The sequence below is a fragment of the Kitasatospora sp. NPDC033851 genome (genome assembly GCF_055576085.1).
Genome location: NZ_JBVIRL010000001.1, coordinates 36628 through 49321 on the forward strand (window position 1 = coordinate 36628; position 12694 = coordinate 49321).

Annotated in this window: 10 protein-coding genes and 1 tRNA gene; 3 read left to right on the forward strand and 8 right to left on the reverse strand. The window is 72.0% G+C overall.

All coding sequences use genetic code 11. From position 1 onward, the window contains the following. Positions 1-4: 4 nt before the first annotated feature. Positions 5-1153 carry a cell division protein ZapE gene (zapE, locus tag ACZ51D_RS00185; protein ID WP_465660591.1) on the reverse strand — a complete coding sequence of 383 codons (1149 nt, stop codon included), beginning with the start codon at positions 1151-1153 and terminating at the stop codon, positions 5-7. Between the two features lie 320 nt (positions 1154-1473). Between zapE and ACZ51D_RS00190 the strand changes: the two genes are divergently transcribed. Further along, entirely contained in the window at positions 1474-2652 is a 1179-nt protein-coding gene (locus ACZ51D_RS00190; RefSeq protein WP_465660593.1) for a chitinase, read from the forward strand. A gap of 93 nt (positions 2653-2745) precedes the next feature. On the opposite strand, the gene ACZ51D_RS00195 is transcribed toward ACZ51D_RS00190, so the two are convergent. The 5 genes from ACZ51D_RS00195 to ACZ51D_RS00215 form a co-directional block, all read right to left on the reverse strand. After that, positions 2746-3111 carry a hypothetical protein gene (locus ACZ51D_RS00195; protein WP_465614946.1) on the reverse strand — a complete coding sequence of 122 codons (366 nt, stop codon included), beginning with the start codon at positions 3109-3111 and terminating at the stop codon, positions 2746-2748. A 320-nt stretch (positions 3112-3431) separates the two neighbouring features. Continuing rightward, the gene (locus tag ACZ51D_RS00200; RefSeq protein WP_465660595.1) at positions 3432-3968 is read right to left on the reverse strand and encodes an anthrone oxygenase family protein; all 537 of its coding nucleotides are present in this window, start codon (positions 3966-3968) and stop codon (positions 3432-3434) included. Positions 3969-4238: 270 nt separating this feature from the next. Next, positions 4239-4886 (reverse strand): hemerythrin domain-containing protein, encoded by a 648-nt coding sequence (locus ACZ51D_RS00205; protein ID WP_465614944.1) that lies wholly within the window; start codon positions 4884-4886, stop codon positions 4239-4241. 83 nt (positions 4887-4969) lie between these two features. Further along, entirely contained in the window at positions 4970-5806 is an 837-nt protein-coding gene (locus ACZ51D_RS00210; protein ID WP_465660597.1) for a Rossmann-fold NAD(P)-binding domain-containing protein, read from the reverse strand. Positions 5807-6289: 483 nt separating this feature from the next. Continuing rightward, positions 6290-6363: transfer RNA gene (locus ACZ51D_RS00215), tRNA-Met, on the reverse strand. Positions 6364-6594: 231 nt separating this feature from the next. On the opposite strand from ACZ51D_RS00215, the gene ACZ51D_RS00220 reads away from it, so the two are divergent. Then, on the forward strand, positions 6595-8076 hold the full coding sequence (locus ACZ51D_RS00220) for an AAA family ATPase (protein ID WP_465660598.1): 1482 nt from the start codon (positions 6595-6597) through the stop codon (positions 8074-8076). 233 nt (positions 8077-8309) lie between these two features. Further along, entirely contained in the window at positions 8310-8552 is a 243-nt protein-coding gene (locus ACZ51D_RS00225) for a hypothetical protein (RefSeq protein ID WP_360509823.1), read from the forward strand. A 230-nt stretch (positions 8553-8782) separates the two neighbouring features. On the opposite strand, the gene ACZ51D_RS00230 is transcribed toward ACZ51D_RS00225, so the two are convergent. After that, positions 8783-10699, reverse strand: a complete 1917-nt coding sequence (locus ACZ51D_RS00230; protein ID WP_465660600.1) for a glycoside hydrolase family 5 protein — start codon at positions 10697-10699, stop codon at positions 8783-8785. 151 nt (positions 10700-10850) lie between these two features. Beyond that, the gene (locus tag ACZ51D_RS00235; protein WP_465614940.1) at positions 10851-12485 is read right to left on the reverse strand and encodes an alpha/beta hydrolase; all 1635 of its coding nucleotides are present in this window, start codon (positions 12483-12485) and stop codon (positions 10851-10853) included. Between the last annotated feature and the right edge of the window lie 209 nt (positions 12486-12694).

A 12694-nucleotide genomic window follows, 5' to 3' on the forward strand; every position in this document is an offset into this window, starting at 1 on the left:
GTCGTCAGGCAGACCTGAGCAGGGCGAGGCGGCTCGCGGTCCGGTCCAGGTCGCGGAACAGGTTCTCGTCGGGGGTCGGGCCGCCGATCGGGTCGGCACCGATCAGCACCAGCCGGACGTCCCGGTCGCAGCAGATGTCGACCAGGTCGGCGAAGCGCCGTCGCCCGTCCGGGGTCGCGTCGGCCAGCGGCGGTACGCCGGTGAGCACCAGGGTGGCGAAGCGTTCGGTGAGCGCCAGCTGGTCCGCGGCCGAGGTCAGCCCCTCGCACAGCTCGGTGAAGCCGAACCACGCCTCGCCGTCGCGGACCGCCGACGCCGGCAGCGGGCGGCCGTGCACGACTATCTCGGCCGCCTCGCCCGCGGTCGGCGGGGTGAGGCCGAGTGCGTGCAGGCCGCTCGTGTCCCCGGTCCGCAGCCGCGCGCCCTGCGTGAAGCGTTGCGGTCCGTCGTCCACCGGCTGCCGCTCCGACTCCGGATCCCGCTCCCGCTCCCGCTCCCGCTCCCGCTCCCGCTCCCGCTCCCGCTCCCGACGGAAGTCCACCGGGCCCGCGATCTCCACCACGTCCATCCGCTCCTCGATCAGCCGGATCGTCGGCTCGAACAGGTGGTGGTAGAGCGGGTTCGGCATCAGCCCGGCGGGCGGGTAGTTGGAGGTGGTGACCAGGGTGATCCGCCGGTCCAGCAGGTTCCGGAAGAGTCGGGCGACCAGCATCGCGTCCCCGGCGTCGTGGGCGTGGAACTCGTCGAAGACCAGTACCCGGCAGTCGCCGAGCAGTTCGTCCACGGCCCGGTCGACCGCTGCCACCCGCTCGCCGGCGGAGTCCCGGTGCGGGTCGGCGGTGTGCAGGGCGACGCCCTCGTGGAGGCGGCGGAAGAAGTCGTGGAAGTGCAGCCGCCGCTTGTGCGAGGTGGCCAGCCCGTCCAGGAAGGTGTCCACCAGCCAGCTCTTGCCCCGGCCCACCGGGCCCCACAGGTAGACGTGGCGCGGAGGGCGGCGGTGGAGCAGCCCGGTGCGGGCGAGTTCCCCGGCGAGCCGCGACAACCGCTCGACGGCCGGCCGCTGTGCCGGGTCCACGGCGAAACCGCGCTGCTCGGCGGCTCGCGGGAAGTGTGCCAGCATCGCCTCGTACTGCTTCGTCGCCCTGTCCGTCACGTCCGCCGACCCTAACAGGGGGTAAGGATCCGGTGGTCCCCGGGCCTGCCGACGGAGGCCGGGCCGGCCATCAGGAGGGCCAAGTGGTCCAGACCTATTGACGGTCCATCGGCACGCTCCTACGATTCCCAGCGGCTGCACCACACCCCCTGCCGGGTGACGACGTGTGTGTCAGGGCCGCGCCACCCGGGCCGTCGACACGCGCCGCGGCCGGGCTTCCCGCCGACCGACCACCCCCACGTCACCTCGCCATGGCCACCCCCACGCCGCCCCACCTCCACGGGGCGTGTCGGCCATGGCCGGAAGGGAGCTAGACCGTCATGGCCCACCGTACGTTCCGCCCTGCCCTGCGCCGGGCAGGCCACCGCACCCACCACACCCGCCGTAGCGCGCGCCTGCTCGGCGCCCTGGCGCTCGCTGTCGCCGCGATCGCCCCCACCACCGCCACGGCCTCCGCCGCCACCACCGCGCCCGCCACGGCCATCGCCCGCCCCACATCCACCACGCCCACCACACCCACCGCCGCCGCCACCGGCTGCGGACAGCAGCAGCGCCCGGCCGGCAAGGTGCTGCAGGGCTACTGGGAGAACTGGGACGGCGCCGCCAACGGCGTGCACCCGCCGCTGGGTTGGATCCCGTTGACCGACCAGCGGATCACCGGCCACGGCTACAACGTGGTCACCACCGCCTTCCCCGTCATCCTTTCCGACGGCACCGCGCTCTGGCAGAACGGCATGGACAGCGGCGTCAAGGTCCCCACCCCGGACGAGGTCTGTGCCGCCAAGGCGAGCGGCCTGACCGTCCTGATGTCCATCGGCGGCGCGGCGGCCGGCATCGACCTGTCCGACAGCGCCGTCGCCGACCGCTTCGTCTCCACCATCGTGCCGATCCTGCAGGCCAACCACTTCGACGGCATCGACATCGACATCGAGACCGGCCTGGTCGGCAGCGGCAGCATCACCTCACTGTCGCCCTCCCAGGCCAACCTGATCCGCATCATCGACGGCGTCCTCGCCGCCATGCCGCCCGGCTTCGGCCTCACCATGGCTCCAGAAACCGCCTACGTCACCGGCGCGAGCATCGTCTACGGCTCGATCTGGGGCGCCTACCTGCCGGTCATCAAGAAGTACCTGGACAACGGGCGGCTCTGGTGGCTGAACATGCAGTACTACAACGGCAGCATGTACGGCTGCTCCGGTGACTCCTACTCGGCCGGCACCGTCCAGGGCTTCACCGCCCAGACCACCTGCCTGAACAACGGCCTGACCGTCCAGGGCACCACGATCCGCGTCCCGTACGACAAGCAGGTCCCCGGTCTGCCCGCGCAGCCGGGCGCGGGCGGCGGCTACCTGAGCACCGGGCAGGTCGCCCAGGCCTGGAACTCCTACGGCAGCGGGGCGTCCAGCAGCCTCAAGGGGCTGATGACCTGGTCCATCAACTGGGACGGTTCGAAGAACTGGACCTTCGGCAACAATGTCCGTTCCCTTCAGGGGCGCTGACACACCGACAGGAAGGGTAACGGCGCCGACACGGCCGGGCCCGGCAGCGCACCGCTGCCGGGCCCGGCCGTTCCCGCGGGCGCCTCTCCCCCGTCAGCCCGGGCGGCGCCGCCGTGGCACCTCCGGCGGGCGGCGCCGCAGCGGCGCCAACTCGCGTTCCAGAGTGCGGACGTCCAGCGCGATCCGGGCCGCGATCTCGCGCGGGCCGGTGCCGGCGGGCAGTCGGCGCGACCAGGAGCGGGGCTTGGCCGGGCCGTCCTGGACCATGTGGAAGTTGAGCCTGACCACGTCGGCGATGTCGACCAGGCTCACGAGGATCCGGGTGTCGGCGAGGTCGATGCTCACCTCGTTGCCGATGCACGAGCACGCCACCAGGCCCTCGATGTCCTCTTCGGCCAGGTACCTGGCCAGGGGTACCGCCCTCCCCCGGACCAGAAACGGACGATCTGCCGGACTCACCGGCCCCGCCTCCTCCCCAGCACGCGTACGGTGCCGCGGCCGCGGCGCAAGCGCGCCGCAACAGACCGGGCCCGCCCATGCTCCACCACATCCGGGTCCTGCGCCAACTCGATGTCTCTCCAAGTGATTTGGGCTAAGTCACCGATCCGGCGCACCGGCGCACGCTCCGGCGCACCCGGCCACGTGGCGCAGTTCGACCCGGCCTCGTCCGGTCCGGTTCAGTCCGCACCGGACCGGGCAGGTCCGGTCCGGACCGGGGAGAACGCGCAGGCGCCCGTCCGCAGGTGGCGGACGGGCACCCGAGGCGGTGCGGCCGGGCCTCAGCGGCCGGTGCGGCCGAACCGGCCGTGCAGCACCAGGGAGCGGGTCAGCGCGAGCACGCCGCCCGCGCACAGCGCCGTGCGAAGCATGTTGACCGGCACCCAGGTGTCGGCGAACTTGGCCCGCACGGCCGCGAGGTCCTGGATCTGGGACGGGTCACCGGCCGCCGCCAGCTGGTTGTTGAGCGGGATGTTGACGCCCATCGTCACCAGCAGCGCCACCACGTACAGCACCGTCGCCGCCGCCGCCCACAGCGCCGCCTGCCGACGACCCGCCTTGTGCTGCAGCCACGCGGCCAGACCCGTCGCCGCGAACGCCCCGACGAACACCAGGCCGAACATGCCGTTCTCGATGGACTTGTTGATGTGCTGCATCGCCGTCACATACGTCCGGTCATCACCCGCCGCCAAACCGGGCATCACCGACACGTCGAAGGCGAAGAACAGCCCCGCCATCAACCCCATCGCGACGGTGGCACCCACCAACAGCGGCCCGGTCGCCTTGCTCTGCCCGACGGCGTGCGCCGAACTTCCCATCCCCACACCTCCGATGGCCGACGGCGCGGAGTACGACAGCGGAACCGCGGTCTGATCCGAACGCATCTCAGGACCCCTTCACTCTCCCGGCCCGCGGGCTGCGGTGCCGACGAACGTGGTACACACGACACCGCCCACGGTGCGGTGCGCCGCGCAACGGAAGCGCGACTACCGGAACCACGGCCCGCCGGAGGGCACTTGTGGCCTCTTGCGGTGCCTTGCGGCGCCTGGCACCGCCGGGTACTGCCTGGCAGTACCCGGCACCGCCACTCAGAGCACCGGTGCCAGGCTGCGCCGGTACCGCCGTTCCAGCACCGTCCGCCCGATCAGCCGCACCGGGGCCGGGATGGTGGCCGACACCGCCCGGACGGCGGCCGCGTCCGCGCCGTCGAACATCCAGGGCTGCAGGTAGGTCATCACCCGGGTCGGCGCGCTCTGGATGATCAGGCGCTCGACCCGCAGGTACTCGTCGACCGGCAGGCCGGCCAGCGCCGGGAACACCACCGGTTCCTCATGTCCGAGGTGATCGCGCACCAGGGCCTCGAACGCCTGTGCAGCCTCCGGCAGTTCAGCGCGCAGGCCGGAGCCGAGCACCCCTGCCACCCGTCGCATCGACCGGTCCAGCGCCTCGTGGTCCTCCTCCAGGACCCCACCGCCGTCGAAGCCGGCCATCCGGCCACGCAGGTACGGCCAGAGGATCTCGTCCTCGCTGTGGTGGTGCCAGTCGATCACCGCGCGCAGCCGCCCGAACCACTCCGCCAGCTCCGCCGTGGATCCCGACGAGCCGCGTGCGGCGGCGGCGCTCAGCCGTGCCGCGTCGCGGCGCATCGCCACGTGCATCAGGCCGAAGCCCTTGATGTGGCCGGGCAGTGTGCCGATGCCCTGCTCGCTCGACCAGACCGTTGTGCCGTCCGACATGACCAGACCTCCAGAGTCCGTTCAGCTTCCCTTCCAACACCCGTCCGAGGGAGGCCGGTTGGGGCCACCAGGGACGAGCCGGCTCATACGTTCCACACGCCCGAGGCGGCAGCCTCACGGGCGTAGTCCGCGAAGTCCCGCGGCTCACGACCCAACGCCCGCCGCACCCCGTCACCCAACGACGCGTTGCGACCGTCCAGGATCACCGCGAACAACTCCGCGAAGTCCGCCGGCAACCCCGCCTCCGCCAACACCCCCCGGTACGCCTCCTCCGACACCGCCGCGAACCGCACCTCACGACCCACCACCCGCGACAACTCCACCGCCACATCCCCGAACGACAGCAACCGCGGCCCCGTCACCTCGTACACCTCACCCCCGTGACCCGCCTCCGTCAGCGCCGCCACCGCCACCTCCGCGATGTCCTCCACATCCACGAACGGCTCCACCGCACCACCCACCGGCAACGCCAACTCCCCCGCCAGCACCGGCTCCAGGAAGAACGACTCACTGAAGTTCTGGTCGAACCACGCGCACCGCACCACCGTCCACGCCGCCCCCGACTCCATCACCGCCTTCTCCCCCGCCTCCGCCGCCTCCTCACCACGCCCCGACAACAACACCAACCGACCCACACCCCGCGCCGCCGCCAACCGCGAGAACGCCCCCACCGCCTCCACCGCACCCGGAAACGCCAGATCCGGGTAATACGTCAGATACGCCGCACTCACACCCGCCAACGACGCCTCCCACGTACCCCGGTCGTTCCAGTCGAACGGCACCGCACCCGACCGCGAACCCACCCGCACCTCATAACCCCGCGCCGTCAACCGATCCGCCACCCGCCGACCCGTCTTCCCGGTACCACCCACGACAAGCACCACACCGGCATCCACCGCAAGATCCACCACACCAGCCATCACGATCACCCTCGATTCGAAGACACGGAGGAATCACAGACGACCGACGCCCCCAGGGCGCCTGTTCCGCCGATCGGATCGTCGTCGTGGCACCATTCAATTCCCCCCGGGTCGGGCGAACCATAGCCACCGCACTCAGCTCCATGCGCGAGCGTCTACACCGCTCACCAGCGGCGCTCCGCCCGCCCACGGCCGCCCTCGCACCTGCGGCCCGGGCCTCGGCACCCACCACAACACACCCCACCGCCGCCCGAAAGTTCTTTCCAGCGCCTCTCGACCCCTCCTCGACCGCCGTCGGAAATGTCCTCGAAATCCGAACGGGAGAGCGCGACTGGGGGAATCCGCGAAAGCGGTCGCGCATGCGGAAAGCCAGCGCGGGGAGCCGGAGGGAGCCGCAGGAAAAAGGGAGCCCCAGGAAAAGGGGGGCCGCATGAAAAGAGGCCGGGGTCGACGCACTGATGCGTCGACCCCGGCCTCCGGTAGTAGCGGGGACAGGATTTGAACCTGCGACCTCTGGGTTATGAGCCCAGCGAGCTACCGAGCTGCTCCACCCCGCGTCGGTAAGACCAGCTTATGCGACAAGCCGCTAAACGCGAAATCCGTTTCCTACCCACATCACCGCCCACCACCGTCCACCGCACCGCCCACCGCGCCCTCCACCGCCCTGACCTGCGAGTGTCCGGCATACTGGGCCCGGCCAGGGGGCGTTCACGGCCGGGCGGAGGAACTCTCCTCGACGGGGCGCGGCTCCCCGTACGGCGGGGGCGGGCCTCGGGGAGGGGACAGCGGTGGAGGACAGGGGTGGCGCGGGCGGCGCACGCGGCGCTGCGGGGCTTGGGCCGCTGATCGGCCGGGAGAGCGACCTGCGGGTGCTCCGTGAACGGCTGCGCATCGGGGCGGGCGGCGGTGCGCTGCTGCTGGCCGGGGAGGCGGGCGTCGGGAAGAGCGCCGTGCTGGACGCGCTCGCCGGGTCCGCACTCGCGGACGGCGTCCGGGTGCTCCGGGCCGCCGGCGTGGAGTTCGAGGCCCACTGCGGCTACTCGGGCCTCAATCAGATCCTCTTCCCGTTCCTGGACGCCCTGGAGCATCTCGACACCGCCCTGCGCGCCGCCCTCCGGGTGGCGCTCGGTTTCGACACCGGCCGGCCGCCGGAACAACTCCTGGTCTCCAACGCCGTGTTGCGGCTCCTCCAGACGGTCTCCGACGGTGATCCGTTGCTCGTCGTCATCGACGACCTGCACTGGGTCGACCGCGCCAGCAGCACGGTGCTCGGGTTCGTCGCCCGGCGGGTGACCGGCCTGGGCATCAGTTTCGTGGCGGCGGCGCGCTCCGGCGAACTGAGCCCGCACGAGGCGGGCGCCCTGCCCACCTACGACCTTCCGCCCCTGGACGACGAGGCGGCGGCCACGCTGCTCGGCACCAGGTTCCCCGGGCTCACGCGCGGTGTGCGGCGGCGGCTGCTGGCCGAGGCGGGCGGCAATCCGCTGGCGCTGCTGGAACTTCCGACCGCCCTGCGGCCCGCCGCCGAGAACTCCCCCGCCGTCCTGCCCCTGAGCAGCCGACTGGAGACACTGTTCGGTTCGCGGGTCACCGGCCTGCCCGCGTCCGCCCGGAAACTGCTCCTGCTCGCGGCCCTGGAGGGGACCGGCGACCTGGGCGTGCTGCAGGCGGCCGCACGGCGGGTCGCGGGCGGGTACGACCTGGACGACCTGGCGCCGATCGACCGCGACCGACTGGTGCACATCGAGGAGGGCGGGCAGCGGCTGAGGTTCCGTCATCCGCTGATCCGTTCCGCCGTCGTGGGGCACGCCCCGAGCGGCGAACGGCGTGCCGCGCACGCGGCCCTGGCCCACGTGCTCGTCGACCAGCCCGGGCTCCGCGCCTGGCACCTGGGCGAGGCCACGCTGGAACCCGACGAGGAGGTCGCCGCGCTGCTGGAGCACGCCGCGGGCCTCACCCTGCGCCGCGGGGACGCCGCCGGGGCCATGCGGACGCTGATCCGGTCGGCCTCCCTCACCCCCGAAGGGCCGAACCGCAGCCGTCGCCTCGCGGAGGCGGCCTACCTGGGCGCCGAGTCCACCGGAGCCCTGGCCAGTGCCCGCCGGCTGCTCGACGACGCGCGCCAGGCCGCCCCGGAGGGGACGGACTCGCTCCACTCGGCCACGGCGTCGGCGCTGCTCCTCCTCAACGGGGACGGCGACGTCGACACCGCCCACCGCCTGCTGAGCGGCGCGATCGAGTCCGCGGCCGGCGGCCCCGGCCGGTCGTAGCGGCGGTCGCGGCGGTCGTAGCGGCAGCCGTAGCGGCAGCCGTAGCGACGGACGCCCGGCTTCGGGGGTGCTCCTCACCCGTGTCGACGAGCTGACGATCCGACGGACGGCACCGCGAGGGGGACGGTCCGGGGCGCTCCGAGTCCACCCGTTCAGCGCCTATGGCGCCGCAGACGGTTCGGGTAGACATGGCCTGCTCGCATCCCCCGACGATCACAGGAGCTGAACCCGCCATGGACAAGGACCAGCTGGCCCACCTGGAGCAGCGGATCAACCACCTCGCCACCGTGACGAAGTCGGTCACCACCGATGGCTTCGACGAACTGCTCACGATCATCCACCGGCCGGGGTGGACCACGCCGGCCGAGATCGCTCTCGTCACCGGCGCCGTCGACGTGCTGATCCGGCAGACCGAGATCGTCGCCGAGGCGCGCAAGGGCCTCATGGACGGCGCCAGGTCGGTCGCGGCCGGCTGACCCGACCCGGCTGAACCAAAACCCGGCCGGGCCACCAGGGCGTACGGAGGTACGCCGCCGGTGGCCCGGCCGCTCGCCGTGGCCCTGGTGGTGCCGCAGGTCTGACGCCCGCGTGGGCAACCGGCCGGCGGGCCGGTTGCCCACGCCAGGGCCCGGGCCGGTTGCCCACGCCCGGCCCCGTGGTGGCGAGGCCGCTCAGCCGGTCGCGCCGGCGAGGCCGGTCGGCCGGGTCAGCCGAGGGGGCGGCAGAGCAGGGCGTCCGGGGCGCCGTAGTGGAGCCAGCGCCAGGTGTAGGCGACGCCCGCGAGGTATTCGTCGTCGGCGCACTGGCCCTTGTAGTGGCCCGGCGCCCAGTCGCTCGCGACCGAGCCGCCGCTGGTGGGCCGGTTGTCGCCGTGGTCGAACCAGACGTTGCGGCCGGTGGCGGGCAGCGGTCCGGCCGCGGGTGCGCAGAGCAGGGCGGACATGGCGTCGCTGTGCACGCTGTAGCCGACGGCGACGGTGTGGTCGGGGCACTGGAGCTTGTTGTAGCCGGACGCCCAGTCGCCCTCGGTGACGTACCGTTCGTCGGTGACGGTGACCCAGTCGCCGCTGCCCGTGGCCGGTTCGCCGGCGTCGGTGCACAGGCCCCGGCTGTCGCCGCGGCCGAGGGCGACCAGGCGTTGGCCGTCCGGGCAGGTGCCCTTGCGGTTGCCGCTGTTCCAGTCCGGGCGGGCGAGCATCCGGCGGGAGGCGTTCTGGTCGCCGTGGTCGAGGTCGAGCATGTTCCAGTGGTTCGGCTGCGCGACCGGGCCGGTCAGCGCGGGGGCGTCGACGAGTTTGTTCCAGTCGGTGGCCCGCCAGTCGCCGGGGTCGCTCAGGCCGAGCCGTTTGCCGGCCGGATCGTAGGAGAGCAGGGCCCAGGTGTCCAGCGGCCGGCCGGTGGTGTCGGCCCAGCCGACGAGTGGCCAGATGGCGAAGTCGGTGTCGCGGGCGGCGAGGAGGTCGGTGAAGGTGTGCAGCCAGGCCTGTTCCTTGGCGTCGGTGGAGCCGCGTCCGCCCGCGCCGAACTCGCTGATCCACACCGGGGCGGTGAAGTGCTGCCCGGCCTGGGTGACGAACAGCGCCTGGTCGTCCACCACTTGGGCGAGCTGTTCGGGGGTGAAGTCCTCGTAGCGGGGGTCGTTCGTCGCTCCCGGGCCGCTGCCCGCACCGGTGTTGGCCGGTCCGGTGTAGGCGTAGAAGTGCGCGGAGTACACCAGCTTGCCGGAGTCGATCAGGGTGTTGGAGAGGTTGCGGACCGGGGTGAGCGTCGGGCGGCCGTGGCTGAACGGCGCGGCGGGGATGCCGTACCAGTTGATGCCCTCCATGATGACGAGCATGTCGGGGTCGGCCTGGAGGATGCGGTTTCCGGCCTCCTCGAAGGCGGCGTACTCGTCGTGGGCGTCGCCCAGGCCCCAGTTGGGGTCGTCCCAGGTGTCGCGGCGGACCTCGTTGCGCAGGTCGGCGCCCACTACCCGCTTGTTCGCCTGGTAGCGGTTCACCATGAACAGCCAGTCGTCCTCCCACGCCTGCGTGGACTGGCCGCTGTTCCAGCGCTCGTTGCCGTCGAGGCCGCAGCAGAAGCGGTAGCTCGTGGTGTGGTTGTTGAGGATGACCGCGAAGCCGTCGGCGGTGAGCGCCGCGACCACGGCGTCGTACACCTGAAGCGGGGTCCTGCCCTTCAGCTGCGGGTTGGCGGCGACGGCGGAGTCCGGCACCGGGGCGGTGTCGTGGATCATCGCGTTGGCGAAGGGCAGCCGGATGCTGTTGAGGCCGAGCCCGTGGTAGTCGGCCAGGAGGCGCGCCATCGGCACCCGGTCGAGGCCCAGCGGGATGTTGTGCGACACCTGTCCGGCCTGGTTGTTCGCGGGGTCGTCGACGTTCCCGCTGCCCTCCCAGGTGCCTTGTGCCCCGGCCCAGTTGGCGGCCTTCAGCTTGAAGCGGTCGCCGTTCGCGTCGACGATGTAGCGCCCGCGGGTGCTGAGCGGGCCGGTCCAGGACACCGCCGACTGCCCGACGGTGGTGCCTGTCGGGGCCGCACTCGCGGTGCCCGTCGCCATCCCGGCGAGTACGGGCAGGCAGGCGGCCAGGGCGAGCAGGCGCCTTCCGAATCTCTTCATGGTCATCCCGGTTGAGGTGAGGGTGGCTCGGATTTGACGGGGACCGACCATACGTCGGACAGGTGACCGCCGGGTAGCCCGCAACCCGACGGACTGCGGGCTACGGGCTGTGCGGGCTACGGGCTTTGCGGGCTGCGGGCCGCCCGGGGTCGGGCCGTTACCGCAGGACGCCGCGCACGGCCTCCGGGTCGGTGGGCGACAGGCCGGCCGCGGGGGCGGTCGCGGGCGCGGCCTTGGCGGCGGCCGGCGGCGGCGTCACGTACACCGGGGCCGGGTCGGCTTCGGGCGCGCAGGTCTTGGCGATCCGTCCCTTGCCCTGGGGCAGGCTTCCGTCGCGCAGGTAGGCGGTGAAGGTGTCGTCCAGGCAGGCGTTGTCGTGGAAGAGGATCTCGTGGAAGCTGCCGCCGTTCTGGACGACCAGCTTGGAGCCGGGCAGCGCGTCGTGCATGGCGAGCCCGCCCTCGTACGGGGTGGCGGCGTCCTCGGTGGCCTGGAAGAGCAGGACCGGGGGCAGGCCCTTGCCGGTGATCTTCAGCCGGCCCGCCGGGTTGCCCTGGTAGGGCCAGAACATGCAGGCGGCGTTGTACCACATGTTGTTATAGGTGTAGAAGGGCGCGGTCGCGTTCACCTTGGCCTGGTCCTTCTTCCAGACCTCCCAGTCGCGCGGCCAGGCGTTCTCGGTGCACTGGGCGGCGTTGTAGGCCGGGAAGGCGCCGTCGTCGGCGCCCGGGGCGGCGTACCGGTTGTACGCGATGTTCAGCGGACGGCTGTCGTGCTGGGTGAGGTAGGCGGAGAGCACGGTGGCCATCCGGGGCCAGCGCAGGAAGTTGTAGCCGCCGCCGTAGAAGGTGTCCTCGAACTCGGCCGGGCCGATCTTGCCGGGGGCCGGGGCGGCGTCCACCGGCTCCTTGCGCAGCGCGTCCTCGACCTGGTGGTAGGCCTGCTCGACGGCGGCGGCGTCGGTGCCCAGGTGGTAGACGGAGTCGGCCTTGGCGGTCCAGGCCGCGAAGGCGTCGAAGCGGCGCTGGTGCTCCTTGTCCTGCAGGATGTTGTGGTCGTACCAGCTGATGGTCGGTCCGACGATGCTGTCCAGCACCATCCGGCGCACGTGCGAGGGGAACAGCTGGCCGTAGGTGGAGCCCAGCGAGGTGCCCCAGGAGCCACCGTAGAAGTTGATCTTCGGAACGCCGAGCGCCCGGCGGATGCTGTCCATGTCGCGGGCGTTGTCGACGGTGGCCATGTGCGGCAGCAGCCAGGACCAGTCGGCCGCGCAGTCCGCGGCGTAGCCGGCCGCCTTCTTCAGCCAGGCCTTCGACGTGCCCTGGCTCACCTGGTAGTCGGGGCGCTCGGCGTCGAAGTAGTGGGCGTCGCAGACCACATGCGGGTCGCTGCCGTTGGTGCCGCGCGGGTCGAAGCCGATCCAGTCGTAGGTCGAGGCGACGTCCGCCGGGAGCTTGCCGGAGATGTAGCCGGGCATCCAGAGCCCGGAGTCGCCGGGGCCGCCGGGGTTGAGCAGGATCGGGCCCTGCTGCTTGTCCTTGGGCGCGGTGGCGGGGAGCCGGTTCAGCTTGATGGCGATCTTCCGCCCGTGCGGGTCGGCGTAGTCCACCGGCACGTCGAGCATCGCGCACTGCAGCGCGGGGGTGGTGGCATCGTTGCAGGAGCTCCAGACGAGCTTGCCCTGACCGCTGTCGACCAGGTCCGTGGCGTCGGGTCCGGCGGCAGAGGCAGAGGTTCCGCCGAGGGCGGCGACGGCCGTGACGGCCGCGAACAGGGCGATGGCTTTTCTCATGGGGAGCATGATGTGACATGTGCAATGGCACATCCAGAGGGGCGGCCGGAATTTGCCAAGCTTTGACCATTTCCGGCTGACCGATCATCAGACTTCTCCTCCCTTGGGGAGGTTGTCCGTGCGGGCACTCACGATCCGTGGCTAGCATCTGAAATGCCTTCCGTTCGAGCGCTCATCGCCTGGGAGGGGCGGCGCCGGACAGCCCCCGA

Coding starts and splice junctions, on each gene's coding strand:
- ACZ51D_RS00190 (WP_465660593.1), top strand. CDS start 1,474: ATGGCCCACCGTACGTTCCGCCCTGCCCTGCGCCGGGCAGGCCACCGC.
- ACZ51D_RS00200 (WP_465660595.1), bottom strand. CDS start 3,968: ATGGGAAGTTCGGCGCACGCCGTCGGGCAGAGCAAGGCGACCGGGCCG.
- ACZ51D_RS00205 (WP_465614944.1), bottom strand. CDS start 4,886: ATGTCGGACGGCACAACGGTCTGGTCGAGCGAGCAGGGCATCGGCACA.
- ACZ51D_RS00210 (WP_465660597.1), bottom strand. CDS start 5,806: ATGGCTGGTGTGGTGGATCTTGCGGTGGATGCCGGTGTGGTGCTTGTC.
- ACZ51D_RS00225 (WP_360509823.1), top strand. CDS start 8,310: ATGGACAAGGACCAGCTGGCCCACCTGGAGCAGCGGATCAACCACCTC.
- ACZ51D_RS00230 (WP_465660600.1), bottom strand. CDS start 10,699: ATGACCATGAAGAGATTCGGAAGGCGCCTGCTCGCCCTGGCCGCCTGC.
- ACZ51D_RS00235 (WP_465614940.1), bottom strand. CDS start 12,485: ATGAGAAAAGCCATCGCCCTGTTCGCGGCCGTCACGGCCGTCGCCGCC.